Annotated in this window: 23 protein-coding genes; 18 read left to right on the plus strand and 5 right to left on the minus strand. The window is 71.5% G+C overall.

From position 1 onward, the window contains the following. Positions 1–134: 134 nt before the first annotated feature. Positions 135–899: an IclR family transcriptional regulator gene (locus BM385_RS05615; protein WP_093842351.1), complete on the minus strand. Its 765-nt coding sequence runs from the start codon at positions 897–899 to the stop codon at positions 135–137. A gap of 255 nt (positions 900–1,154) precedes the next feature. Here BM385_RS05615 and metH point away from each other — a divergent pair, with 255 nt between their 5' ends. Together metH and BM385_RS05625 are read left to right on the plus strand one after the other, a co-directional pair. Next, complete coding sequence (gene metH / locus BM385_RS05620; RefSeq protein WP_093842352.1) at positions 1,155–4,670, plus strand: methionine synthase; 3,516 nt, start codon at positions 1,155–1,157, stop codon at positions 4,668–4,670. Positions 4,671–4,813: 143 nt separating this feature from the next. After that, the gene (locus BM385_RS05625) at positions 4,814–5,542 is read left to right on the plus strand and encodes an HAD family hydrolase (protein WP_093842353.1); all 729 of its coding nucleotides are present in this window, start codon (positions 4,814–4,816) and stop codon (positions 5,540–5,542) included. 8 nt (positions 5,543–5,550) lie between these two features. Here BM385_RS05625 and BM385_RS05630 read toward each other — a convergent pair whose 3' ends face one another. Both BM385_RS05630 and BM385_RS05635 read right to left on the minus strand, forming a co-directional pair. Then, on the minus strand, positions 5,551–6,222 hold the full coding sequence (locus BM385_RS05630; protein ID WP_019434981.1) for a response regulator: 672 nt from the start codon (positions 6,220–6,222) through the stop codon (positions 5,551–5,553). Between the two features lie 58 nt (positions 6,223–6,280). Beyond that, positions 6,281–7,324 (minus strand): RecB family exonuclease, encoded by a 1,044-nt coding sequence (locus tag BM385_RS05635; protein ID WP_093842354.1) that lies wholly within the window; start codon positions 7,322–7,324, stop codon positions 6,281–6,283. Positions 7,325–7,419: 95 nt separating this feature from the next. Between BM385_RS05635 and BM385_RS05640 the strand changes: the two genes are divergently transcribed. From BM385_RS05640 to BM385_RS05650, 3 genes are all read left to right on the plus strand, one after another. Next, positions 7,420–8,661, plus strand: coding sequence for a site-2 protease family protein (locus tag BM385_RS05640; RefSeq protein ID WP_093842355.1), 1,242 nt, complete (start codon positions 7,420–7,422; stop codon positions 8,659–8,661). A gap of 59 nt (positions 8,662–8,720) precedes the next feature. Continuing rightward, positions 8,721–9,650 (plus strand): tRNA (adenine-N1)-methyltransferase, encoded by a 930-nt coding sequence (locus BM385_RS05645; protein ID WP_019434984.1) that lies wholly within the window; start codon positions 8,721–8,723, stop codon positions 9,648–9,650. Positions 9,651–9,809: 159 nt separating this feature from the next. Next, complete coding sequence (locus tag BM385_RS05650) at positions 9,810–10,319, plus strand: hypothetical protein (protein WP_019434985.1); 510 nt, start codon at positions 9,810–9,812, stop codon at positions 10,317–10,319. Positions 10,320–10,374: 55 nt separating this feature from the next. Here the strand turns inward: BM385_RS05650 and BM385_RS05655 are convergent, their stop codons facing one another. Next, positions 10,375–10,704 carry a ferredoxin gene (locus tag BM385_RS05655; RefSeq protein WP_093842356.1) on the minus strand — a complete coding sequence of 110 codons (330 nt, stop codon included), beginning with the start codon at positions 10,702–10,704 and terminating at the stop codon, positions 10,375–10,377. A 242-nt stretch (positions 10,705–10,946) separates the two neighbouring features. On the opposite strand from BM385_RS05655, the gene arc reads away from it, so the two are divergent. The 5 genes from arc (at position 10,947) to prcA (ending at position 16,438) form a co-directional block, all read left to right on the plus strand. Beyond that, positions 10,947–12,719: a proteasome ATPase gene (gene arc / locus BM385_RS05665; RefSeq protein ID WP_019434987.1), complete on the plus strand. Its 1,773-nt coding sequence runs from the start codon at positions 10,947–10,949 to the stop codon at positions 12,717–12,719. Between the two features lie 72 nt (positions 12,720–12,791). Beyond that, positions 12,792–14,303 (plus strand): depupylase/deamidase Dop, encoded by a 1,512-nt coding sequence (gene dop, locus BM385_RS05670; RefSeq protein WP_026047633.1) that lies wholly within the window; start codon positions 12,792–12,794, stop codon positions 14,301–14,303. Between the two features lie 123 nt (positions 14,304–14,426). Further along, entirely contained in the window at positions 14,427–14,639 is a 213-nt protein-coding gene (locus BM385_RS05675) for a ubiquitin-like protein Pup (RefSeq protein WP_019434989.1), read from the plus strand. 146 nt (positions 14,640–14,785) lie between these two features. Beyond that, positions 14,786–15,631, plus strand: coding sequence for a proteasome subunit beta (gene prcB, locus BM385_RS05680; protein ID WP_019434990.1), 846 nt, complete (start codon positions 14,786–14,788; stop codon positions 15,629–15,631). A 33-nt stretch (positions 15,632–15,664) separates the two neighbouring features. Then, positions 15,665–16,438 carry a proteasome subunit alpha gene (gene prcA, locus BM385_RS05685; protein ID WP_019434991.1) on the plus strand — a complete coding sequence of 258 codons (774 nt, stop codon included), beginning with the start codon at positions 15,665–15,667 and terminating at the stop codon, positions 16,436–16,438. A gap of 222 nt (positions 16,439–16,660) precedes the next feature. Here the strand turns inward: prcA and BM385_RS05690 are convergent, their stop codons facing one another. Next, positions 16,661–17,644 (minus strand): LacI family DNA-binding transcriptional regulator, encoded by a 984-nt coding sequence (locus tag BM385_RS05690; RefSeq protein WP_093842357.1) that lies wholly within the window; start codon positions 17,642–17,644, stop codon positions 16,661–16,663. Positions 17,645–17,765: 121 nt separating this feature from the next. Here BM385_RS05690 and BM385_RS05695 point away from each other — a divergent pair, with 121 nt between their 5' ends. The 8 genes from BM385_RS05695 to tatA all read left to right on the plus strand — a co-directional run bounded on the left by BM385_RS05695 (position 17,766) and on the right by tatA (position 24,623). Further along, entirely contained in the window at positions 17,766–19,031 is a 1,266-nt protein-coding gene (locus BM385_RS05695; protein WP_019434993.1) for an MFS transporter, read from the plus strand. Positions 19,032–19,040: 9 nt separating this feature from the next. Next, a complete protein-coding gene (gene pafA / locus BM385_RS05700) occupies positions 19,041–20,402 on the plus strand; it encodes a Pup--protein ligase (RefSeq protein ID WP_019434994.1) in 1,362 nt (453 codons plus the stop codon). A gap of 80 nt (positions 20,403–20,482) precedes the next feature. Beyond that, the gene (locus BM385_RS05705) at positions 20,483–21,460 is read left to right on the plus strand and encodes an FKBP-type peptidyl-prolyl cis-trans isomerase (protein WP_093842358.1); all 978 of its coding nucleotides are present in this window, start codon (positions 20,483–20,485) and stop codon (positions 21,458–21,460) included. 65 nt (positions 21,461–21,525) lie between these two features. Further along, positions 21,526–21,900: an FKBP-type peptidyl-prolyl cis-trans isomerase gene (locus BM385_RS05710; RefSeq protein WP_019434996.1), complete on the plus strand. Its 375-nt coding sequence runs from the start codon at positions 21,526–21,528 to the stop codon at positions 21,898–21,900. Between the two features lie 90 nt (positions 21,901–21,990). Further along, entirely contained in the window at positions 21,991–22,944 is a 954-nt protein-coding gene (locus BM385_RS05715; RefSeq protein ID WP_019434997.1) for a helix-turn-helix transcriptional regulator, read from the plus strand. 15 nt (positions 22,945–22,959) lie between these two features. Beyond that, a complete protein-coding gene (locus BM385_RS05720) occupies positions 22,960–23,928 on the plus strand; it encodes a helix-turn-helix transcriptional regulator (RefSeq protein WP_093842359.1) in 969 nt (322 codons plus the stop codon). Between the two features lie 65 nt (positions 23,929–23,993). Next, positions 23,994–24,188, plus strand: coding sequence for a hypothetical protein (locus BM385_RS05725; protein WP_019434999.1), 195 nt, complete (start codon positions 23,994–23,996; stop codon positions 24,186–24,188). A gap of 138 nt (positions 24,189–24,326) precedes the next feature. Then, positions 24,327–24,623 (plus strand): Sec-independent protein translocase subunit TatA, encoded by a 297-nt coding sequence (gene tatA / locus BM385_RS05730; RefSeq protein WP_019435000.1) that lies wholly within the window; start codon positions 24,327–24,329, stop codon positions 24,621–24,623. The last annotated feature ends 61 nt before the right edge of the window (positions 24,624–24,684 follow it).

A 24,684-nucleotide genomic window follows, 5' to 3' on the forward strand; every position in this document is an offset into this window, starting at 1 on the left:
GGTGGACCAGGTAGAGAGCTCCGTCCGGTGTTCGACATTGTCGACCACTGACCGCGAGTTTTCTCTTCGGTGAGGCTGCCGTCAAGGGATGTGATGCAAGAAACGGCAGAGAGCTGACGAATGTCCGTATTGTCCTAGAATCTACCTGATCCGAGGTCGCGCGACACGGAGCGGGCGCAGTCCCGCACCGCCGCCACCAGCCGGGGACGGGGCGCGGAACCCTCCAGCATCCGTTCCACCGCTCCGGTGATCCCCACCGCGCCCACCGGCATCCGGCGCCGGTCCAGGATCGGCGCGGCCACCGACGCCACCCCGTCCCAGGTCTCGCCCACGTCGGCGGCCCAGCCCCGGGTCCGCACCTCGGCCAGGCCCCGGTCGAAGGCCGCCGGGTCCACCACGGTGGCGTCCGTGATCGCGCCCAGCCCGGCCTCCATGGCCTCGTTGTGCGCCACCGGGTCGAAGGCCGCCAGCACCTTGCCCAGCGCCGTGCTGTGCAGCGGCTGCATCGCCCCCACCTCCAGCACCTGCCGGGAGTCGTCGGGCCGGAAGACGTGGTGCACGATCAGCACCCCGCGCTGGTGCAGCACCCCGACGTAGGCGCTCTCGCCCGAGGAGCGGGCCAGGTCGTCCGTCCACACCAGCGCCCTGGCGCGCAGCTCGTGCACGTCCAGATAGCTGTTGCCCAGCCGCAGCAGCTCGGCGCCCAGCTGGTACTTGCCCGAGCCCGCGTCCTGCTCGACGAAGCCCTCCTGCTGGAGGGTGCGCAGCAGCCCGTGCGCGGTGCCCTTGGCCAGGCCGATGGACGACGCGATGTCGGACAGCCCGAGCCGGCGCTCCCCGCCGGCCAGCAGCCGCAGCACCGCCGCGGCCCGCTCCAGTGACTGAATGGTCCGCGCCATGGGACCGCCTCCTGCCGTTCACGCCCTCGGCGGGCCCTGTCGCCCGCCCGCCACCACCATTCGACAATGCCGAACACCATCGGGTGATGTCGATAGCCCGGGGAATGTCATGAGTTTAGTTCCTGCCAAAGGACGCCACCGGCTGTCCACCCACCGGAAGCCCCCCGGGAAACTTCCGGCAGTGCGGATACGCTGAGCGGGTGCCTCCTTCGCGGAGCGCATAGCCGACAGCCGTCGCACACCAGGAGCACCTCTATGGCCTCGCCCACCCTGCCCCCGCGTACCCAGGCCGACCGCGTCGCCGCACTGCGCGAAGCGCTCGCCTCCCGCGTCGTCGTCGCCGACGGCGGCATGGGCACCATGCTCCAGGCCCAGGAGCCCTCCCTCGACGACTTCCAGCAGCTGGAGGGCTGCAATGAGGTCCTGAACGTCACCCGGCCCGACATCGTGCGCTCCGTCCACCAGGAGTACTTCGAAGCCGGGGTGGACTGCGTGGAGACCAACACCTTCGGCGCCAACCTCGCCGCCCTCGGCGAGTACGACATCCCCGAACGCATCGCCGAACTCTCCGAGGCCGGCGCCCGCGTCGCCCGCGAGACCGCCGACGACTTCGCCGCCCGCGACGGCCGGCAGCGCTGGGTCCTCGGCTCCATCGGCCCCGGCACCAAACTGCCCACCCTCGGCCACATCCGCTACGCCGACCTGCGCGACGCCTACCAGCGCAACGCCGAGGGCCTGATCGCCGGCGGCGCCGACGCCCTGCTGGTGGAGACCGCCCAGGACCTGCTCCAGACCAAGGCGGCCGTGCTCGGCGCCCGCCGCGCGCTGGCCGCCACCGGCGCCACACTGCCCGTCCTCGTCCAGGTCACCGTCGAGACCACCGGCACCATGCTCCTCGGCTCCGAGATCGGCGCCGCCCTCACCGCCCTGGAACCCCTGGGCATCGACATGATCGGCCTCAACTGCGCCACCGGCCCGGCCGAGATGAGCGAACACCTGCGCTACCTCTCCCGGCACTCCACCGTCCCCGTCTCCTGCATGCCCAACGCCGGGCTGCCCGTCCTCGGCAAGGACGGCGCCCACTACCCGCTGGGCCCCGCAGAGCTCGCCGACGCCCACGAGACCTTCATCGGCGAATTCGGCCTCTCCCTCATCGGCGGCTGCTGCGGCACCACCCCCGAGCACCTGCGGCAGGTCGTGGAACGGGTCCGCGGCCTGACCCCCACCCCCCGCGACCCGCGGCCCGAACCCGGCGCCGCCTCCCTCTACCAGACCGTGCCCTTCCGCCAGGACGCCTCCTACCTGGCCATCGGCGAGCGCACCAACGCCAACGGCTCCAAGAAGTTCCGCGAGGCCATGCTGGAGGGCCGCTGGGAGGACTGCGTCGAACTCGCCCGCGAACAGATCCGCGAGGGCGCCCACCTGCTCGACCTGTGCGTCGACTACGTCGGCCGGGACGGCGCCGCCGACATGTCCGAACTCGCCGGCCGGCTCGCCACCGCCTCCACCCTGCCCATCGTCCTGGACTCCACCGAGCCCGCCGTCCTGGAAGCCGGGCTGGAACGCCTCGGCGGGCGGGCCGTCATCAACTCGGTGAACTACGAGGACGGCGACGGCCCCGACTCCCGGTTCGCCAAGGTCACCCGGATGGCCGTCGAACACGGCGCCGCCCTGATGGCCCTCACCATCGACGAGAGCGGCCAGGCCCGCACCCCCGAGCACAAGGTCGCCATCGCGGAGCGGATCATCGCCGACCTCACCGGCAACTGGGGCGTGGCCGAGTCCGACATCATCATCGACTGCCTCACCTTCACCATCTGCACCGGCCAGGAGGAATCCCGCCGGGACGGCATCCACACCATCGAGGCCATCCGGGAACTCAAGAAGCGCCACCCGGCGGTCCAGACCACCCTCGGCCTGTCCAACATCTCCTTCGGCCTCAACCCGGCCGCCCGGCTCGTCCTCAACTCCGTCTTCCTCGACGAGTGCGTCAAGGCGGGCCTGGACTCCGCCATCGTGCACGCCGCCAAGATCCTGCCCATCGCCCGCATCGACGAGGAACAGGTGCAGGTCGCCCTCGACCTCATCCACGACCGGCGCGCCGAGGGCTACGACCCGCTCCAGCGCTTCCTCGAACTCTTCGAGGGCGTGGACGCCAAGTCCATGCGGGCCGGCAAGACCGAGGAACTGCTCTCCCTGCCCCTGGAGGAGCGGCTGCGCCGGCGCATCGTCGACGGCGAGCGCAAGGGCCTGGAAGCCGATCTGGACGAGGCGCTCACCACCCGCCCCGCCCTGGACATCGTCAACGACACCCTGCTCGCCGGGATGAAGACCGTCGGCGAACTCTTCGGCTCCGGACAGATGCAGCTGCCGTTCGTGCTCCAGTCCGCCGAGGTCATGAAGACCGCCGTCGCCCACCTCGAACCGCACATGGAGAAGTCCGGCGACGAGGGCAAGGGCACCATCGTGCTGGCCACCGTCCGCGGCGACGTCCACGACATCGGCAAGAACCTCGTCGACATCATCCTGTCCAACAACGGCTACAACGTCGTCAACCTCGGCATCAAACAGCCGGTCACCGCCATCCTGGACGCCGCTCAGGAACACCGTGCCGACGTCATCGGCATGTCGGGACTGCTGGTCAAATCCACGGTGATCATGAAGGAGAACCTGGAGGAGCTGAACCAGCGCGGCATGGCCGCCGACTATCCCGTCATCCTCGGCGGCGCCGCCCTCACCCGCGCCTACGTCGAACAGGACCTCCACGAGATCTACCAGGGCGAGGTCCGCTACGCCCGCGACGCCTTCGAGGGCCTGCGGCTGATGGACGCCCTGATCGCCGTCAAGCGCGGCGTGCCCGGCGCCACCCTCCCCGAACTCAAGAAGCGCCGGGTGGCCGCCCGCCCCGCCGCCGCCCTCCCGGAGGAGGACCGCGACGCGCCGGTGGCCCGCTCCGCCACCGCCACCGACGTGCCCCTGCCCACCGCGCCCTTCATGGGCACCCGGGTCATCAAGGGCATCCCGCTCAAGGACTACGCCGCCTGGCTGGACGAGGACGCGCTGTTCAAGGGCCAGTGGGGCCTCAAGGGCAGCCGCGGCGCCGAGGGACCCGACTACGAGGAACTGCTGGAGACCGAGGGCCGGCCCCGGCTGCGCGGCTGGCTGGACCGGCTGCACACCGAGAACCTGCTGGAGGCGGCCGTCGTCTACGGCTACTTCCCCTGCCACGCCGAGGGCCAGGACCTGGTGATCCTGGACGAGGACGGCAAGGAACGCACCCGGTTCACCTTCCCCCGCCAGCGGCGCGGCCGGCGCCTGTGCCTGGCCGACTTCTTCCGCCCCGCCGAGAGCGGCGAGACCGACGTGGTCGCCCTCCAGGCCGTCACCGTCGGCTCCCGGGTCTCCGGCGCCACCGCCGAACTCTTCGCCGCCGACGCCTACCGCGACTACCTGGAACTGCACGGGCTCTCCGTCCAGCTCGCCGAGGCACTCGCCGAGTTCTGGCACGCCCGGGTGCGCGCCGAACTGGGCATCGGCGGCGCCGACCCCGCCACCCTCGGCGGCATGTTCCGCACCGAGTACCAGGGCTGCCGGTACTCCCTGGGCTACCCGGCCTGCCCCGACCTGGAGGACCGCGCCAAGATCGCCGACCTGCTCCGGCCCGAGCGCATCGGCGTCACCCTCTCGGAGGAGTTCCAGCTCCACCCCGAACAGTCCACCGACGCGATCATCCTGCACCACCCCGAAGCCAACTACTTCAACGCCCGCTGACCCCGATATCCCTCGAACGGGTGACCCCCGGGGCGGCCGGCCCCGTACCCCCGTAGACTGATCTGTCCGGTACGCGGCCGGTCGTCCCTCTCCGAGGCCGGAGGGGTGATGACCGGCCGTCCTGCTCCCAGGAGGGATCACGGATGACCAGTTCCCCGCCCGTCATCGACACCGCCGCCGCCCCCAGCCCGCTGCCGCAGGCCGTGCTGCTGGACATGGACGGCACCCTGGTGGACACCGAGGGATTCTGGTGGGACGCGGAGGTCGAGGTCTTCGCCGGCCTGGGCCACACCCTCCCCGAGGAGTACCGCGCGGTCGTGGTGGGCGGGCCGATGACCCGCAGCGCCGGCTTCCTCATCGAGGCCACCGGCGCCGACATCACCCTGGACGAGGCCCGCGACGCGCTCAACGCCGCCTTTCTGCGCCGCCTCGACCGGGGCGTCGCCCTGATGCCGGGCGCCCACCGGCTGCTCACCGACCTCGCCGCCCACCGGGTGCCCACCGCGCTGGTCTCCGCCTCGCACCGCACCGTCATCGACCGGATGCTGCACTCCATCGGCGCCCACCACTTCGCGCTGACCGTCGCGGGCGACGAGCTGACCCGCACCAAGCCGCACCCCGACCCGTACCTCACCGCCGCGGCCGGCCTCGGCGCCGACCCCGCGCGCTGTGTGGCCGTCGAGGACACCCTCACCGGCGTCGCCTCGGCCGAGGCCGCCGGCTGCCAGGTCGTCGCCGTCCCCTCGGTGGCACCCGTACCGCCCGCCCCCGGCCGCACGGTGGTCACCTCGCTGGAGGAGATCAGCGTCCCCTTCCTGCGCGCCCTCCAGCACGCCACCGCCCCCCGCACGGCGGACGTCGTGCAGGGCTAGTCCGGGCGCTAGTTCCCCGGGCGCACCAGGCCGCTCTCGTACGCGTACACCGCCGCCTGCACCCGGTCGCGCAGCTGGAGCTTGGTGAGCACATGGCCCACATGGGTCTTCACCGTGGTCTCGCTGACGAAGAGATCCGCCGCGATCTCCGCGTTGGACAGCCCCCGGGCCACCAGCTTCAGCACCTCGACCTCACGCTCGGTGAGCGTGTGCAGGGCGTCGGGCACCCCGGCGTCCTCGCCCGAGGGCAGCTTGCCCGCGTACTTGTCGAGCAGCCGCCGGGTCACGCTCGGCGCCAGCGTCGCCTCGCCCGCCGCGACAACCCGGATGGCCTGCACCAGCTCGGCCGCCGGGGCGTCCTTCAGCAGAAAGCCGCTGGCCCCCGCCCGCAGCGCCTCGATCACGTACTCGTCCAGATCGAAGGTGGTCAGCACCAGCACCTTGGCCGGGCCGTCCCGCTGCGGCCCGGTGATCCGGCGGGTGGCCTCCACCCCGTCCATCCGCGGCATCCGGATGTCCATCAGCACCACATCGGGCAGCAGCGCCCGCACCTGGTCCAGGGCCTGGAGTCCGTCACCGGCCTCGCCGACCACGGCCACATCGCGCTCGGCCTCCAGGATCATCCGGAATCCGGTACGCAGCAGCGGCTGGTCGTCGACCAGCAGAACGCGGATGGGCATGAACCAACCCCTCGATCAGACGGCAGGCGCGCACCATTCTCGCCCACGGCCGCCCGGCTCAGCCCGCCGGGAGGTCGCCGCCCGCACCGCCCGCGCCGGCTCCGCCGCCCCCGTCGCGCTCACCTGCCGCTCCGTCCGCTCCGTCCGCTCCGCCGGTGTCCGCGGTCGCGTCCGCTCCCTCGGCTCCCGCCGCCCCGTCCGTGTCCGTGTCCCGGTCCTCGCCGGTCCGCTGCCCCGGCATCTCCAGCGGCAGCGCCGGCTGGATCGTCAGCGGGTACGGCGGGGGAGTGCCCCCGAACTCCGGGCAGTGCGCCTGATGGTCGCACCAGCCGCACAGCCGCCCCGGCTTCGGCCGCCAGTCCCCGGTCTCCGTGGCCCGCCGGATCGCCTCCCACAGCGCCAGCAGCTTCCGCTCCACGGCCAGCAGCTCGCTCTCCTGCGGATCCAGCGTCAGCACATCGCCGCTGCCCAGATAGACCAGCTGGAGCCGCTTGGGCACCTCGCCGCGCAGCCGCCACAGCACCAGCGCGTAGAACTTCATCTGGAACAGCGCGTCCCCCGCGTACTCCGGCCGCGGCGCCTTCCCCGTCTTGTAATCGACGATCCGCACCTCGCCCGTCGGCGCGATGTCCACCCGGTCGATCACCCCGCGCAGCCGCAGCCCCGACTCCAGCTTGGTCTCCACCCACAGCTCGCGCTCGGCCGGCTGGAGCCGCGTCGGGTCCTCCAGCGAGAACCACCGCTCCACCAGCTCCTCGGCCTCCGTCAGCCAGCGCGCCAGCCGCTCGGCGTCCAGCGCCCCCGGCTGTGCCCCCTCCGACTCGTCCGGGAAGAGCTGGGCGAGCTCCGGGCGTTTCTTCAGCAGCCGCTCCCACTCCCGCACCACCATCGACCGCGCCCTGGGCACACTGCGCTGCCCGGCGGGCGCGTCGAACACCCGCTCAAGGACGGCGTGCACCACCGTCCCCCTGGTGGCCGCCGCGCTCGGCGCCTCCGGCAGTTTGTCGATCACCCGGAAGCGGTAGAGCAGGGGGCACTGCATGAAGTCGGCGGCCCGGGACGGGGACAGGGAGGCGGTACGCGCGGTGGCTGACGCTTGCATGTCCGGAACCCTACGGGGCGTCACTGACAGCGGGGCGCTTACCATCGTCTTCATACCACCTCGTCACCCGAGGTCACACCCAGCAAGGGGAACTGGTGCCAGACTCCGACAGCGACCGGACAGCGCCCGGCAGCCCGGCCGGCCAGGAGAACGCCGGCGACGGACCGGGAACCCGCAAGGAAGCCGGCGGCGGCCTGCTCATGGGACGCGTCTTCGGCGTGCCCATCTACGTCGCCCCCAGCTGGTTCCTGGTCGCGGCCCTGATCACCTGGTTCTTCGGCAACCAGCTCGACCGGGTGCTGCCCGAACTCGGCGCCGGCCGCTACCTCGTCTCGCTGTTCTTCGCGGTGGCCTTCTACGCCTCCGTCCTCGTCCACGAACTGGCCCACACCTACGCGGCGATCCGCTTCGACCTGCCGGTGCGCCGCATCCAGCTCCAGTTCTTCGGCGGCGTCTCCGAGATCGAGAAGGAATCCCAGACCCCCGGCCGCGAGTTCGTGCTCGCCGGCGTCGGCCCGCTGCTCTCCCTCGTGCTCGGCGGCATCTTCTGGGCCGGCATGCTCACCGTGGAGCGCGGCACCGTCCCCGGCGTCCTGCTCGCCGGGCTGATGCTCTCCAACGTCATCGTCGCCGCCTTCAACCTGCTCCCCGGACTCCCGCTGGACGGCGGCCGGATGCTGCGCGCCGTGGTCTGGCGGATCAGCGGCAACCCCATGACCGGCACCGTCGCCGCCGCCTGGACCGGCCGGGTGCTCGCCGTCGTGGTCCTCATCGGCTTCCCGCTCGCCACCCATCTGACCGGCGTCACCGAGCGCGACTCGTACACCGGGATCAACTCCCTCACCGACGCCCTGCTGGCCGCCATCCTCGCCGCCATCATCTGGACCGGCGCCGGCAACAGCCTCAAGATGGCCCGGCTGCGCGAACGGCTGCCCGCCCTCAACGCCCGCACCCTCACCCGCCGGGCCGTCCCGGTCACCGCCGCCACCCCGCTCTCCGAGGCGCTGCGCCGCGCGAACGACGCCGGGGCCCGCGCCCTGGTGGTCGTCGACGGACAGGGCGCCCCGCACGCCCTGGTCCGCGAGGCCGGTATCGCCTCCGTCCCCGAACACCGCCGCCCCTGGGTGGCCGTCTCCACCCTCGCCCAGGACATCGAGGACGGCATGCGGGTGCCCGCCGACCTCACCGGCGAGGCCCTGCTCGACCATCTGCGGGCCACCCCCGCCACCGAGTACCTGGTCGTCGAGGAGAACGACGAGATCTACGGAGTCCTGTCCACCACCGACGTCGAACGCGCCTTCGTGGACGCCATGACCGGGCCCGCCGCCCGCCGCTGACCACCGCCCGCGCCTCCCCGCGCACGGAAGCGGCCGCGCCCTGCACTAGGCTGGCCCCCATGTCCGAACCGACCGGTGCCGCCCGCCGTCGCGGGCCCTTCCAGGTCGGGGACCAGGTACAGCTCACCGATCCCAAGGGCCGCCACTACACCTTCACGCTCGAAGCCGGGAAGAGCTTCCACACCCACAAGGGTGCCTTCCCGCACGACGAGCTGATCGGTGCCCCCGAGGGAACCGTTGTCCGCACCACGGGGAACGTCGCCTATCTCGCGCTGCGCCCCCTGCTCCCCGACTACGTCCTGTCCATGCCCCGCGGAGCCGCCGTGGTCTACCCCAAGGACGCGGGGCAGATCCTGGCCATGGCCGACATCTTCCCGGGCGCCCGGGTCGTCGAGGCCGGCGTGGGCTCCGGCTCGCTCAGCACCTTCCTGCTGCGCGCCATCGGCGACCAGGGCATGCTGCACTCCTACGAGCGCCGCGCCGACTTCGCCAAGATCGCCCAGGAGAACGTGGAGCGCTACTTCGGCTCCCCGCACCCGGCGTGGCGGCTGACGGTCGGCGACCTCCAGGACAACCTGTCCGACACCGAGGTCGACCGCGTCATCCTGGACATGCTCGCCCCCTGGGAGTGTGTGGAAGCCGTCTCCAAGGCGCTCGTCCCGGGCGGGATCGTGTGCGCCTACGTCGCGACCACCACCCAGCTGGCCCGCACCGTGGAGACCCTGCGCGAGCACGGCACGTTCAACGAGCCGACCGCGTGGGAGACCATGCTGCGCACCTGGCACGTCGAGGGCCTCGCGGTCCGCCCGGACCACCGCATGATCGGGCACACCGGCTTCCTGGTCACCGCCCGCCGGCTGGCCGACGGCGTCGAGCCGCCGCGCCGCCGCCGGCGCCCGGCCCCCGGCGCGTACGGTTCCGACTACACCGGCCCCGGCTCGGCGAGCGGCACCGCGCCCGCCCGCCCGGCGGAGGAAACGGACGCGTAAACCCCCCGCCGTATCCCGGTGATGTGAGATGTGGCACGATGCCGGGACCTGCCAACGCGCAGGTCCCGGCATCGAGTTGTCTCTCGCCTCCCCGCCCCAGGAGCCGTCCGCGTGCAGTCCCCGGCAGCCGCAGTACCTCCGTCCCCCAGTGGCCGTCCCGTGCACTGGATCACCACCGCCGCGGCCCTGGCCGCGCTCGCCGCGACGGCCGCCTGGCTCGGCCCGGGCGGCGCGGCGGCCGAGCCGCCCGCGGCGCCGGTGGCGGGCCCGGATCCGGCCGCGGCCGACTATCCGGTGGACTGCGGCCCGTACGGCATCACCGTCACCGACCACCTCACCGTCGATCTGGACGGGGACGGCGTCGCGGAGACCGTCGCCGCCGTGCACTGCGACGCCGGGGCAGGCACCCCGCCGCACGGCCTGTACCTGCTGACCGCGCCGGCCCGCGGCGAGAGCGCGCCCCGGGTGGCGCTGACCCTGGTCGACCCGGCCGAGGGCATGACCCTGGAGAACCTGGCCGCGCGCGGCGGCACCGTCTCGGTACGGCTGCTCGGCTACTCCTCGCCCGACGTCCCGCGCTCCGCGCCCGACCAGCGGCGCGATGTCTCCTGGGAGTGGACGGACGGCACCCTGGCACTGCGCGCGGCCCCGCCGCCCGGCAGCTACTGAGCGGATCCGGGCCCGGCCGGGCGCGGGGGTGCGCCCGGCGACGAGCGCAAGGAGATCAGGAGACGTCCGCGGGGTCCGCGACGGCGTCCGGACCGTACACCTCGGCCTTGTCCGCCGCGCGGCGCACGTGGATGCACTCGCCCGGACAGTCCTTGGCCGACTCGATCACATCGCGCAGCAGCGGCAGCGGCACCGGCGCGGTGGCCCCGGGTGCGGTGAGCAGCTCGGCCTCCCGGCCGTACGCCGCCGGGGGCTTCACATACGCGAGGCCGTCGATGTCCAGCTCGAAGACCTCGGGAGCGTACTGCGCGCAGATCCCGTCGCCCGTGCACAGGTCCTGGTCGATCCAGACTTCCAGGTCCGAGGAAGCATTCCGCGCGGTCATGTGGCCTGCCGTTCCTTGAGAGGGTGAAACAAAGAGAGCCATCCCTGCCGGGTGTTGACCGCTTACGACCATACAACCGTCCGCTTTCCACTCGTCCGGGGTGGGTATTCCCTGGCATGAGGGAGTGCGCAAGGGTGAAGATCGGATCCACCTCGACCGTCTTTGTGATCTAGGGGTTTCGAACCGCACCGGTCCAGGTAGGGTCTGGAAGCGTCCAGCTCCCTTTGGAGGAGGTGAGGACCGTGGCATCCCACGATGACGACAGCAACCGCGGCATCCGGCCCGGTCGGGCATCCGACGACCCGTCCCGGCAGCTTGCCGATCTTGAGCAGGAGATCACCGTCCTGCGCCGAAAGCTGGCCGACTCTCCGCGGCACACTCGGGTTCTCGAGGAGCGGATCGTCGAGCTGCAGACCAACCTGGCCGGCGTGTCCGCGCAGAACGAGCGGCTCGCCACGACCCTCCGCGAGGCCCGTGACCAGATCGTCGCCCTCAAGGAAGAGGTCGACCGGCTGGCGCAGCCTCCGGCCGGTTTCGGCGTCTTCCTGCGAGCCAACGAGGACGACACGGCCGACATCTTCACCGGTGGCCGCAAGCTGCGGGTGAATGTCAGTCCCAATATCGAACTGGACAAGCTGCGGCGTGGCCAGGAGGTCATGCTCAACGAGGCGCTCAACGTGGTCGCGGCCATGGAATTCGAGAGCGTCGGCGAAATCGTCACCCTCAAGGAAGTCCTGGAGGACGGCGAGCGCGCCCTGGTCGTCGGGCACACCGACGAGGAGCGTGTGGTCCGGCTGGCCGAGCCGCTGCTGGCCTCCGGCATCGTGCTGCGCTCCGGGGACGCCCTGCTGCTGGAGCCGCGATCCGGCTATGTGTTCGAGGTCGTGCCCAAGAGCGAGGTCGAGGAGCTGATCCTCGAAGAGGTCCCCGACATCGACTACAACAAGATCGGCGGTCTGGGCGGCCAGATCGAGCTGATCAGGGACGCGGTGGAGCTCCCGTACCTGCACCCGGACCTGTTCCGGGAGCACGAGCTGCGCCCGCCCAAGGGCGTCCTGCTGTACGGCCCGCCCGGCTGCGGCAAGACGCTCATCGCCAAGGCGGTGGCGAACTCGCTCGCCAAGAAGGTCGCCGAGGTCACCGGCAAGCCCGCGGGGAAGAGCTTCTTCCTCAACATCAAGGGCCCCGAGCTGCTGAACAAGTACGTCGGCGAGACCGAGCGGCACATCCGGCTGGTCTTCCAGCGGGCCCGCGAGAAGGCCAGTGAGGGCACGCCCGTCATCGTCTTCTTCGACGAGATGGACTCCCTCTTCCGCACCCGCGGCTCCGGGGTCAGCTCGGACGTGGAGAACACCATCGTCCCGCAGCTGCTCTCCGAGATCGACGGTGTGGAGGGCCTGGAGAACGTCATCGTGATCGGCGCCTCCAACCGCGAGGACATGATCGACCCGGCGATCCTGCGCCCCGGCCGTCTCGATGTGAAGATCAAGATCGAGCGTCCGGACGCGGAGGCCGCCCGGGACATCTTCTCGAAGTACCTCACGCCGCGGCTCCCGCTGCACACCGAGGACCTCCAGGAGCACTCCGGCAACGCCGAGGCGGCCGTCGCCGCGATGATCCAGACCGTGGTCGAGCAGATGTACGCCGAGACCGAGGAGAACCGCTTCCTGGAGGTCACCTACGCCAACGGTGACAAGGAAGTGCTCTACTTCAAGGACTTCAACTCCGGCGCCATGATCCAGAACATCGTGGACCGGGCGAAGAAGATGGCCATCAAGGCATTCCTGGACCACAATCAGAAGGGTCTGCGCGTCTCCCACCTCCTCGCCGCCTGCGTGGACGAGTTCAAGGAGAACGAGGACCTGCCCAATACCACCAACCCCGACGACTGGGCCCGGATCTCCGGAAAGAAGGGCGAGCGGATCGTCTTCATCCGCACCCTGGTCACCGGAAAGAAGGGCGCCGACACCGGCCGTTCCATCGACACGGTGGCGAACACGGGTCAATACCTGTAGCAGCGAAGCGTCCGGCTGCGGGGCATGCGACGGCATGAACCGCAGCCGGACGCTTCTCCCAAGGAGGGCCGCATGACTGTACGGCGAGTGATGGGGATCGAAACGGAGTACGGCGTCTCCGTCCCCGGCCACCCGAACGCCAACGCCATGCTCACCTCCTCCCAGGTCGTGAACGCCTACGCGGCGGCCATGCACCGGGCCCGGCGGGCACGCTGGGACTTCGAGGAGGAGAATCCGCTGCGCGACGCCCGCGGATTCGATCTGGCGCGCGACAACGCCGACGCCAGCCAGCTCACGGACGAGGACATCGGCCTCGCCAACGTCATCCTCACCAACGGCGCCCGGCTGTACGTGGACCACGCCCATCCGGAGTACAGCGCCCCCGAGACCACCAGCCCGCTGGACGCCCTGCTGTGGGACAAGGCCGGCGAGCGGATCATGGCCGAGGCCGCCCGGCGCGCCGCCGAGGTGCCCGGCTCCCAGCCCATCCAGCTCTACAAGAACAACACCGACAACAAGGGCGCCTCCTACGGCACCCACGAGAACTACCTGATGAAGCGGGAGACGCCGTTCTCCGACATCGTGCGCCACCTGACGCCGTTCTTCGTCTCCCGGCAGGTGGTCTGCGGCGCCGGGCGGGTCGGCATCGGGCAGGACGGCAGCGAGCACGGCTTCCAGCTCAGCCAGCGCGCCGACTACTTCGAGGTCGAGGTGGGGCTGGAGACCACCCTCAAGCGGCCCATCATCAACACCCGCGACGAGCCGCACGCGGACGCCGAGAAGTACCGCAGGCTGCATGTGATCATCGGCGACGCCAACCTCGCCGAGGTCTCCACCTATCTGAAGCTGGGCACCACCGCGCTGGTCCTGTCCATGATCGAGGACGGCTTCATCGCGGTCGATCTGGCCGTGGACCAGCCGGTCCGCACCCTGCACCGGGTCAGCCACGACCCCTCGCTGCGCCGGCTGATCACGCTGCGCAGCGGACGCAAGCTCACCGCCGTACAGCTCCAGATGGAGTACTACGAGCTGGCCCGCAAGTACGTGGAGGAGCGCTGGGGCGCGGACGCCGACCCGCAGACCACGGATGTGCTCAGCCGCTGGGAGGACGTGCTCGGCAAGCTGGAGACCGACCCGATGAGCCTGGCCAACCAGCTGGACTGGGTCGCCAAGCGGGAGCTGATGGAGGGCTACCGGCGCCGCGACAGCCTCGGCTGGGACGCCGCCCGGCTGCATCTGGTGGACCTCCAGTACGCGGACGTCCGGCCCGACAAGGGGCTGTACAACCGGCTGGCGGCCCGCGGCCGGATCACCCGGCTGCTGGACGAGGAGGACGTGCTGCGGGCCCAGGGCAGCCCGCCCGAGGACACCCGCGCCTATTTCCGCGGCCGCTGTCTCGAACAATACGCCGACGATGTGGCCGCCGCCTCCTGGGATTCGGTGATCTTCGACGTCCCGGGCCGGGATTCCCTTCAGCGGGTACCCACCATGGATCCTTTGCGGGGTACCCGGGAACACGTGAAGGATCTGCTGGACGCCAGCAGCAGCGCCCAGGATCTGCTCCGGGCGCTGGCTGGGGGCTGATTTCCTCCGGATACGGGAATCATGCGGAGGACCCCCGGACGTTGTAGCAATGAAGGAGCCGATGTCAGCACCGGCTAGTAGGGTCTGATCTTGTTACGTCGAAGCTGAGCAGGGGTGAGGGAGATGGCGACCAAAGACACCGGCGGCGGCCAGCAGAAGGCGTCGCGTACCAGCGAGGAAACCGAGGAAACGACCGCGGAGGTCTCCGAGGAGCTCAAGGAGCGCCAGGAGGAACTGACCGACGACGTGGACTCCGTTCTGGACGAGATCGACGAGGTCCTGGAATCCAACGCCGAGGACTTCGTGCGCTCCTTCGTCCAGAAGGGCGGCCAGTAATTCACGCCCCGGGTGGCGCGCGGCGGGCACGGCTGTTCGCGCGTCACCCGATGTGGATCTTGACCAGGTGCCGGGTAGGGTCCCTGGCGTACTCCTGGCCGGCGCCGTGCGCCGCCGGATCGTTTCCATGACCTGGAAGGACTTCTGTGGTAGGCAACTCCCATGACCAGGGGCGACTTCCGGCAGCCTTCCTGAGGCCCGGGTCCTCCTCCTTCTTCGACTTCCTCTCCGAGATCGCGCCGGAGCGGCTGCCGGGCAACCGGATGCTGCCGCCGGTGGAGGGGCCCGTGCAGATTCCGCACGGGACCACGATCGTGGCCGCCACGTTCTCCGGCGGCGTGGTCCTCGCGGGCGACCGCAGGGCCACCATGGGCCACCAGATCGCCCAGCGGGACGTGGAGAAGGTCTTCCCGGCGGACGAGTTCTCCGCCGTGGGCATCGCCGGCACCATGGGCTTCGCGATCGAGCTGGTGAAGCTCTTCCAGCTGGAGCTGGAGCACTTCGAGAAGGTCGAGGGCGAAGTCCTCTCCCTGGAGGGCAAGGCCAACCGGCTCTCCGCCATGATCCGCGGCAACCTGGGCATGGCCATGCAGGGCCTGGCCGTGGTGCCGCTCTTCGCCGGGTACGACCTCGACCGTGCGAAGGGCCGGATCTTCTCCTACGACGTGACCGGTGGCCGCTCCGAGGAGCTGGGCTTCGCCGCCGTCGGCTCCGGCTCCGTCTTCGCGCGCGGCTCGCTCAAGAAGCTGCACCGCGAGGACCTGACGGAGCAGCAGACGGTCACCGCCGTCGTGCAGTCCCTCTACGACGCCGCCGACGACGACTCCGCCACCGGCGGCCCCGACCTGACCCGGCGGATCTACCCGATCGTCACCGTGATCACCGAAGAGGGCTTCCGCCGGCTCACCGAGGCGGAGATCTCCGAGATCGCCCGTTCGGTGCACGAGGGCCGGCTCCAGCTGCCCAACGGGCCGCAGGCCCCGGTTCTGTAGATTTCCCAAGGATCAGGAAGGGACGAATAGCCGGTGTCGACGCCGTTCTATGTCTCACCCCAGCAGGTCATGGCGGACCGCGCCGAGTACGCCCGCAAGGGCGTGGCGCGCGGGCGCGCCCTGGTCGTGCTGCAGTATGCCGACGGCATCGTGTTCGTCGCCGAGAACCCCTCGCGGGCGCTGCACAAGGTCAGCGAGATCTATGACCGGATCGCCTTCGCCGCCACGGGCAAGTACAACGAGTACGAGAACCTGCGCATCGGCGGCACCCGCTACGCCGATCTGCGCGGCTACACCTACGACCGCGAGGACGTCACGGCCCAGGGGCTCGCCAACCTCTACGCCCAGACCCTGGGCACCATCTTCTCCAGCGCCGCCGAGAAGCCCTACGAGGTGGAGCTGCTGGTCGCCGAGGTCGGCGAGAGCGGCGCCGAGGACGAGATCTACCGGCTGCCGCACGACGGCTCCATCATCGACGAGCACGGCTCGGTCGCGGTGGGCGGCAACGCGGAGCAGATCGGCAGCTACCTCAAGCAGCGCCACCGGGACGACATGCCGCTGGGCGAGGCGCTGCGGCTGGCGGTGGCGGCGCTCGGCCGGGACAGCGGCGGCGGTGAGGTCCGTGAGCTGACCGCCGACCAGCTGGAGGTCGCGGTGCTCGACCGCACCCGCCCGCAGCAGCGCAAGTTCAAGCGGATCCTCGGCCGCCAGCTCGCCCGGCTGCTGGACGAGAACCCGCACGCCCCGACCGCGCCGGAGCCCTCGCCGGGCTCGGAGGGTGACGCCTCCGGCGGCGAGACGGACTGACAGCGCTCGCAAGCAGCCGCGCCCGGTGGGCCCCTGCGGACCGGACCGACGGTCCGGTCCGCAGGGGCCCACGGCGTGGTGAGCGGGTACACCGTCCGGCGCCGGTGGCGCGGTGCGGGTCGCCCCGGGGCTCTTCGGGCGCGGCACCACCGCCGGCGTTGTGGACGGGACCGGCACCCGGATGGGCGCCACGGCCCGGGCGTGCGGCCGGACCGGAACGGGTCAGCCCTCCGCCGCAGGCGGGCCCGTGGAGCCGCGCGGCACCAGGGCGACCGGCAGGACCGTGCCGGGCGCCGGCTCGCCACGCAGCACCGTCAGCAGGGCGTGCATGCCCTCCTCGCCCATGGCGGCGGCCGGCAGCCGGACGGTCGTCAGCTCCGGTTCCACGGCCGTGGCCAGGTCGGTGTCACCGAACCCGGCCACCGACACCTCCGTGGGCACCCGCAGCCCCAGCCGCCGGGCGGCCTTGCACGCCCCCGCCGCCAGCACGTCGTCGTCGCAGACCAGCACGGTCGGGCGGGGGAGGGCGGTCAGCGCGCGTTCTGCGGCGGCCAGACCGCCCCGTACGGTCAGCGGTGCCCGCTCCGTGCGGACGAGCGAGGCGTCCGGCACCCGCGCGACCTCCCGTGTCAGCTCCCGGGCCCGTTCCCGGAAGGTCCAGGAGTCCACCTCGGCCGCGATGTGCGCGATCCGCCGGTGCCCGAGACCCAGCACGTGCCGCGCCAGCTGCCGCATGCCGTCGCCGATGTCCGGGTTGACGGTGGCGGCGGCCCCCGGGTCGCGCGGTTCGCTGTCGAGCATCACCAGCGGCAGCCCGCCCTCGCTCAGGGACCGCAGGGCGGGCGCCGCCATCGAGGAGGCCAGCACCCCGTCGAGGGTGGCGCCGGAGTGCGCGAACGGATCGGGGGCCGGGCCGATGCCCTCCGGCGAGGGATAGAGCACCACTCCGAACCCGTGGTCCGCCGCCACCCGGGCCGCCCCCGCGTACATCACGGCGAAGAACTCGCTGGAGAGCGCGGGCACCACCACCAGCGCCGTCCTGGTGCGGCCGAGCCGCAGGCTGCGGGCGGCCAGATTGGGGCGGTAGCCCAGCTCCCGGGCGGCGGCGCGGACCGTCTCGGCACGGGCGGGGGAGACCCGGCCCTGCCAGCGCTCGCGGAGCACCAGGGAGACGGTGGCCTGGGAGACCCCGGCCCGTTCGGCCACATCCCGACTGGTGGGGCGGGCGGGGACGTCCCCCGGTCGGGCACTGCTGTTCACAGTCGGCCATGGTACGTACAATCGAGCGACGTTATACGTAACACTTCTCTCTGGCTGGGGAGCCTTCATGGCAACGGGATACCTGGATCTGCTGCGCGCGCCGCACGTGGCGCGGCTGCTGGGCAGCACACTGCTCGGCCGGCTGCCGAACGGAGTGGCCTCGCTCGCGGTGCTGCTCTTCGTGCGTGCCGAGGGCGGCAGCTACGGCCTGGCCGGAGCGCTCGCGGCCGGGTACGGGGTGGCCACCGCCGTCGGCCAGCCGCTGCTCGGCCGGCTGGTGGACCTGTACGGCCAGCCCCGGATCCTGCTCCCCGCCGCCCTGTGCTCCACCACCGCGATGGGCTCGCTCGCCGTCGCGGGCGTCGGCAGCCCCGCCCTGGCACTGACGCTGATGCTGCTCGCCGGGCTGACCACCCCGCCGCTGGAGGGCGCGCTGCGCGCCCTGTGGCCCAGCGTCCTGGACCACCGCGAGGACCGGGTGCACCGCGCGTACGCGCTGGAGGCGGTGGCCCAGGAGGTGATCTTCGCCGGCGGCCCGCTCGTGGTGATGCTCTGCGTCGCCCAGTGGTCGGAAGGGGCCGCCCTGCTGATCGTCAACGGCGCCGGGCTGCTCGGCGCCCTGTCCGTGGCGCTCTCCGGACCCTCCCGGCGCTGGCGCAGCGCCCCGCGCGAGGCACACTGGCTGGGCGCGCTGCGCTCACGCGGACTGCTGGCGCTGCTGGGCGGCTTCTTCTTCGTCGGCGGCGCCCTGGGCGCCATCGCGGTGGCCGCGGTGGCCTACGCGGACGCGCGCGGCAACGAACTGGTCGCCACCTACCTGCACTCGGGGCTGGGGGTGGGCGCGCTGCTGGGCGGTCTGGCGTACGGGGCCAGGCAGTGGCCGGGGGAGCCGGAGCGGCGGCTGCGGCTGCTGGTGGCCGCGCTGGCCGTCTGCTACCTGCCGCTGGCCCTGGTGCCCTCCGGCGTGGTCGTCATGACGCTGCTGTCCGTGCTCGCCGGGGTCTTCCTCGCGCCCGCGCTGGCCTGCGCCTTCGTCGTCATCGACCGGCACGCGCCCCGTGGCACGGTCACCGAGGCGTTCTCCTGGCTGGTGACCACCTTCGGGGTGGGCGCCGCGATGGGCACCGGGGCGGTGGGCCCGGTGATCGAACGGGGCGGCGAGGGCGCCGGATACGTCCTGTCCGGGGTGGCCGGCCTGCTCGCGCTGGCGGTGCTGTGGCTGACGCGGAACGTCCTGGCGTCGCCGCACCCGGTGACGGTGGCCGTGGCCGGGTCGGAAAATGATCGAAACGCCGCCCCCGAACCCCGTTTCAGAACTGAGGATCGGGCGTAATGTTCAGACATGGATCGCCGAATCTTCGGGCTGGAGAACGAGTACGGCGTCACCTGCACGTTCCGGGGACAGCGGCGGCTGTCCCCGGACGAAGTGGCGCGGTACCTCTTCCGCCGAGTCGTGTCCTGGGGCCGCAGCAGCAATGTTTTTCTGCGCAACGGCGCCCGGCTGTATCTGGATGTCGGTTCACACCCCGAATACGCGACCCCGGAGTGTGACAACGTCACCGAGCTCATCACCCACGACAAGGCGGGTGAGCGCATTCTGGAAGGGCTCCTCGTCGACGCCGAGCGCCGGCTGCACGAAGAGGGGATCGCCGGCGATGTCTATCTCTTCAAGAACAACACCGACTCCGCCGGAAATTCTTACGGCTGTCACGAGAACTATCTGGTGGCCCGGCACGGGGAGTTCTCCCGGCTGGCGGATGTCCTGATCCCGTTCCTGGTGACCCGGCAGCTGATCTGCGGGGCCGGCAAGGTGCTCCAGACACCGCGCGGCGCGGTGTTCTGCGTCAGCCAGCGCGCCGAGCACATCTGGGAAGGGGTGTCCTCCGCGACCACCAGGTCCCGGCCGATCATCAACACCCGTGACGAGCCGCACGCCGACGCCGAGCGCTACCGCAGGCTGCATGTGATCGTCGGCGATTCCAACATGTCCGAAACCACCATGCTGCTGAAGGTCGGTGCCACCGACCTGGTGCTGCGCATGATCGAGGCCGGGACGGTGATGCGCGACCTCACCCTGGAGAACCCGATCCGGGCCATCCGCGAGGTCAGCCACGACACCACCGGGCAGCGCAAGGTGCGGCTGGCCACCGGCCGCGAGGCGTCCGCGCTGGAGGTCCAGCAGGAGTACTACGAGAAGGCGCTGGACTTCTGCGAGCGGCGCGGGATGCGCAGCGGGCTCACCGAGCAGGTGCTGGAGCTGTGGGGCCGCACCCTGGAGGCGATCCGCGCCCAGGAGCTGGACAAGATCAACACCGAGATCGACTGGGTCATGAAGTACCAGCTGATCGAGCGGTACCGGGCCAAGCACAACCTCACCATGTCCCACCCGCGGGTGGCGCAGATAGACCTCGCGTACCACGACATCCACCGGCGCCGCGGCCTCTACTACCTGCTGGAGCGCAAGGGCCAGGCGCAGCGCATCTGCAACGATCTGAAAATCTTCCAGGGCAAATCCGTGCCGCCCCAGACCACCCGGGCCAGGCTGCGCGGCGACTTCATCCGGCGGGCCCAGGAGCAGCGCCGGGATTTCACGGTCGACTGGGTGCATCTGAAGCTGAACGACCAGGCGCAGCGCACGGTGCTGTGCAAGGACCCGTTCCGGTCGGTCGACGAGCGGGTGGAGAAGCTGATCGCCGGGATGTAAACCGGGAATAGCGGGACGGAGGCCGTAGGCTGGGCGGGACCAGCGGGTCCCCCCCGTCCGTCCCTAGCTGAGTTGGACTGATGATCCCTACGAAACGCGCGCGCCGTGTTGTCGCGGCGCTGGCAGTCCCGGCCATTCTGCTGACCGCCGCCGCCTGCGGCTCCGATGACGGTTCCTCGTCCTCGGGGCCGCTCGCCGCTGTCTCGGGCAAGCCCGGCGAACAGCCCACCATCGAATTCGACGAGGACGCCGCCGCGGGCAAGACCTCGGTCGAAGTGCTCACCGAGGGTGATGGAGCCGAGGTCAAGCAGGGTGACATGCTCGGCATGGATGTGATCGGCAAGACCACGGGTGAGCAGAGCGACCTGGTCAACACCTGGATGACCCAGGACGGCCAGCCGACCACCTCGGACGAGACCCCGCGTCCGCAGCTGGTCACCCAGGCCGGTGTGGAGTCGGCGCTGCCGGAGGCCATCACCGAGCCGCTGATCGGTACCCAGGTGGGCAGCCGGGTCAAGGTCGAAGGCACCGCGGGCGAGCTGCTGGGCGAGACCGCCGACGCGGTGGGCCTGGACAAGGACCAGGGCATGGTGTGGGTCTTCGACATCAACGTCGCCATCGACCCGACCTCCTCCGCGACCGGTGAGCAGGCCCCGGTCGAGGAGGGCATGCCGGAGGTCGTGGCGGAGGGCCAGGAGCCCGCCACCATCACCATCCCGGACGGTGACGCCCCGGCCGAACTGCGCGAGCAGACCCTGATCGAGGGCGACGGCGCCGAGGTGCTGGCCGGTCACACCCTGTTCGTCCAGTACACCGGGGTGAACTGGGAGGACGGCGAGAAGTTCGACTCCTCCTGGGACCGCGACGGCGGTGCCTCCTTCCAGATCGGCGCCGGCCAGGTGATCTCCGGCTGGGACGAGACGCTGGTCGGCAAGCACGTGGGCGACCGGGTGCTGATGGTGCTGCCGCCGGACAAGGCGTACGGCGAGGCCGGCAACGCCAGCATCCCCGGCAACTCCACCCTCGTCTTCGTCGTGGACATCATCGGCGTCGCGTGATCGGTCGGCGGAGCCCGTAGGCTTTCGTACGCACCATCGACCTGATCGTTCCTAGGAGTGAATTCGTGAGCATCGACAAGCCGGAGGTCGATTTCCCCATCGGCGACCCGCCCGCCGATCTGGAGATCAAGGACCTCTGGGAGGGTGACGGCCCGGTCGCCGAGGCCGGCGCCACCGTCGCCGTGCACTATGTCGGCGTCTCCTTCAGCAGTGGCGAGGAGTTCGACGCCAGCTGGAACCGCGGCACCCCGCTGCGCTTCCAGCTGGGCGCCGGCCAGGTCATTCCCGGCTGGGACCGGGGCGTGCAGGGCATGAAGGTCGGCGGCCGCCGGCAGCTGACCATCCCGCCGCACCTCGCGTACGGCGACCAGGGCGCCGGTGGCGGGCGGATCGCCCCGGGCGAGACGCTGATCTTCGTCTGCGACCTGGTCTCGGTCTGATCCGGGCAAGCGGTACCGTGGGCCCATCCCCGTGGGGGGATGGGCCCATCGCTGTGTGTGGGCGCGGACGAGGAAGGGGGCGGCCCGCCGATGGCGATCGCCAAGGCCGAGCGGCTGATGAATCTGGCGCTGTGCCTGCTGGGCACCGGCCGTCCGCTGACCAAGCGGGAGCTGCGCACCTCCATCGAGGCGTACATCGAGGCCGGCACCGAGGACGCCTTCAACCGCATGTTCGAGCGCGACAAGGACGATCTGCGCGAACTGGGCATGGTCATCGACACCGTGGAGTCCCTGGACGGCGAGATCGGCTACCTCGCCCGCCGCGACCGCAACCGGCTGCCCCCGCTGACCCTGGACGCCGAGGAAGCCGCCGCGCTCGGGCTGGCCGCCAAGGTGTGGCAGCAGGCCCGGCTGGCCGGAGCCGCCAGCGGCGCGCTCCAGAAGCTGCGTGCCGCCGGGATGCCGCTGGCCGGGGCGGAACAGGAGACCTTCAGCGCCCTGGAGCCGCGCATCCCCGCCGGTGAGGCCGCCTTCGAACCGCTGATGATCGCCTGCCGCGACCGCCGCCCGGTCACCTTCGACTACCGCAAGTCCAACGCCGCCCACGCCGAGCAGCGGCAGGTCGAACCCTGGGCCCTGGAGTGCTGGCGCGGCCACTGGTACCTGGCCGGTTACGACCGGGAGCGGCGCGCCGAGCGGGTCTTCCGGCTCTCCCGGATCAGCGGCCGGGTGCGCTCGCGCAGCGGCGCGTTCACCGCCGAGGTACCCGGCGTGGTGGCGGTGCGCGAGTCCGTCGCCGAGTGGGCGGGGGAGAGCGCCACCGGAGCCGCCAGGATCCGGCTGCGGGCCGGGGCGGGCTACCCGCTGCGGGCCCGTGCCACCTGGACGCGGGAGGGCGAAAACGGCTGGGACGAGCTGGAGATCCCGCACGGCCACGGCCTCGGCGCCTGGCTGGTGGAGTTCGGACCCGATGTGATCGTGCTGGAACCCGCCGAACTGCGGGCCGACGTGGTGGACCGGCTGCGCGCCGTCGCCAAGGGATGAGGGGACGCGCACACCATGGCGACCAATGCCATCGACCGGACCCGGCGGATGCTGTCCCTGGTCACCTATCTGCGGGAGCGCCCCGGCGCCCGGGTGGACGAGGTGGCCCGGGCCTTCGGCATCTCGCAGGACGAACTGATCTCCGACCTGAGCGTGCTGCCGATGTGCGGCACCAGCTTCCGGGGCGGCGATCTGCTGGACATCGACACCGACGGCGAGCACATCTGGTGGTACAACGCCGAGGCCACCGGCTCCTCGGCCGGCGAGCCGCTGCGGCTGGCCGCCGACGAGGCCACCGCGCTGCTGGTGGCCGCCCGCGCGGTGGCCACCCTGCCGGGCCTGCGGGACGGCGACCGCGAGGCGCTGCTGCGGGCGACCGCCAAGCTGGAGGCCGCGGCCGGGGAGAGCGCGGGTGCCTCCTCGCGGCTCTCGGTCACCTTCGAATCCGAGGGCGAGGTCTTCGCGGTGGCCGACCGGGCGCTCACCGAGCGCCGCCGGCTGCGCATCCGCTACTACTCGCCGGGCCGTGACGAGCTGACCGACCGGGAGATCGACCCGGTGCGGCTGTTCGCGGTGGGCCACACCTATCTGGAGGCGTGGTGCCGGCGCAGCGAGGCCCGGCGCACCTTCCGGCTCGACCGGGTGGCCAGCGTCGAACTGCTCGACACCCCGGCCGACCCGCCGCCGGTGGAGCCCCGCGACCTGAGCGAGGGGCTGGTGCAGCCGGCCGCCTCCGACCCCGAGGTGATCATCGAGGTGGGTCCCGGCGGGCGCTGGGTCGCCGAGTACTACCCGCACGACACCGCCGAGGAGCTGCCGGACGGCGGGCTGCGGATCACCCTGCGTACCCCCGACCCCGCCACGCTGCGCCGGCTGGCGCTGCGGCTGGGCCGGGACGGCCGGATCGTGGCCCCGGCCCAGCTGGCCGACAGCGCGCGCGAGGCCGCCCGGGCCGCGCTGGCCGCGTACGACACGCCGGTCTGACGCCCCCGCCGCCGGTACCCGGCGGGGGCACCGGCCGGGGCGGGCGGTGGCGTAGGCTCCGCACCATGTTCTGGGCGATGCTCCATCTCACCCTGGCCGCCGGCGGCGTTCTGCTGCTGGGGGTACTGGCCGTGCGCGTCGGTGTCGAGGCCGCGCGCTTCGGACGGGCTGTGGGGGAGGGGAGCGAGCGGATCGGCCGGGCCGCCGAGGAACTGGAACACTCAGCCGCGCGGCTTGCGCGCGAGGCGCCGCGCCGTTAGGGCTCCGCCCGGGCATTGCTTTGTGTTCACCCTTGGGCGTTACTATTACTCAGCTCGTGCGGGACGTTCACGGAAGTCCCCGTCCGGCACGGCTGGAGAATCCACCCGCCACCCCGGATGAGAGACTGGACGACAATTATGGGCCAGATCAGCGCTTGGCAGCTTCTTCTCGTCGTAGGCATCATCGTGATCGTTTTCGGGGCGAAGCGGCTGCCGGACACTGCCCGCGCGCTCGGCAAGTCGCTGCGGATCCTCAAGAGCGAGACCGCCGCCCTGCGCACCGACGGCAACGACAACGCGCAGAAGGACTCGGCCGGCGACACCGCCCAGAGCACCGCCGAGCCGCAGCCGGCGCCCCGCACCATCCAGGCCGCCCCCGGCGACGTCAGCAGCGCCCGGCCGGTGGACGAGCCCCGGAACACCAGCCAGGGCTGACCGTCACGCCGTACCAGCACTGACAGCCGGTGGCCGGAGCGGTTCCGGCTGCCTTGACGGA

The organism is Streptomyces harbinensis, assembly GCF_900116145.1.
Taxonomy (GTDB): domain Bacteria; phylum Actinomycetota; class Actinomycetes; order Streptomycetales; family Streptomycetaceae; genus Streptomyces; species Streptomyces carpaticus.

What these genes read in the sequence shown, in the direction of transcription:
- metH (WP_093842352.1), top strand. Translation starts at nt 1,155, where the DNA reads ATGGCCTCGCCCACCCTGCCCCCGCGTACCCAGGCCGACCGCGTCGCC.
- BM385_RS05645 (WP_019434984.1), top strand. Translation starts at nt 8,721, where the DNA reads ATGTCCGAACCGACCGGTGCCGCCCGCCGTCGCGGGCCCTTCCAGGTC.
- dop (WP_026047633.1), top strand. Translation starts at nt 12,792, where the DNA reads ATGACTGTACGGCGAGTGATGGGGATCGAAACGGAGTACGGCGTCTCC.
- BM385_RS05635 (WP_093842354.1), bottom strand. Translation starts at nt 7,324, where the DNA reads ATGCAAGCGTCAGCCACCGCGCGTACCGCCTCCCTGTCCCCGTCCCGG.
- BM385_RS05615 (WP_093842351.1), bottom strand. Translation starts at nt 899, where the DNA reads ATGGCGCGGACCATTCAGTCACTGGAGCGGGCCGCGGCGGTGCTGCGG.
- BM385_RS05625 (WP_093842353.1), top strand. Translation starts at nt 4,814, where the DNA reads ATGACCAGTTCCCCGCCCGTCATCGACACCGCCGCCGCCCCCAGCCCG.
- BM385_RS05715 (WP_019434997.1), top strand. Translation starts at nt 21,991, where the DNA reads ATGGCGATCGCCAAGGCCGAGCGGCTGATGAATCTGGCGCTGTGCCTG.
- pafA (WP_019434994.1), top strand. Translation starts at nt 19,041, where the DNA reads ATGGATCGCCGAATCTTCGGGCTGGAGAACGAGTACGGCGTCACCTGC.
- BM385_RS05705 (WP_093842358.1), top strand. Translation starts at nt 20,483, where the DNA reads ATGATCCCTACGAAACGCGCGCGCCGTGTTGTCGCGGCGCTGGCAGTC.
- BM385_RS05725 (WP_019434999.1), top strand. Translation starts at nt 23,994, where the DNA reads ATGTTCTGGGCGATGCTCCATCTCACCCTGGCCGCCGGCGGCGTTCTG.
- tatA (WP_019435000.1), top strand. Translation starts at nt 24,327, where the DNA reads ATGGGCCAGATCAGCGCTTGGCAGCTTCTTCTCGTCGTAGGCATCATC.
- BM385_RS05675 (WP_019434989.1), top strand. Translation starts at nt 14,427, where the DNA reads ATGGCGACCAAAGACACCGGCGGCGGCCAGCAGAAGGCGTCGCGTACC.
- BM385_RS05720 (WP_093842359.1), top strand. Translation starts at nt 22,960, where the DNA reads ATGGCGACCAATGCCATCGACCGGACCCGGCGGATGCTGTCCCTGGTC.
- BM385_RS05655 (WP_093842356.1), bottom strand. Translation starts at nt 10,704, where the DNA reads ATGACCGCGCGGAATGCTTCCTCGGACCTGGAAGTCTGGATCGACCAG.
- BM385_RS05630 (WP_019434981.1), bottom strand. Translation starts at nt 6,222, where the DNA reads ATGCCCATCCGCGTTCTGCTGGTCGACGACCAGCCGCTGCTGCGTACC.
- BM385_RS05695 (WP_019434993.1), top strand. Translation starts at nt 17,766, where the DNA reads ATGGCAACGGGATACCTGGATCTGCTGCGCGCGCCGCACGTGGCGCGG.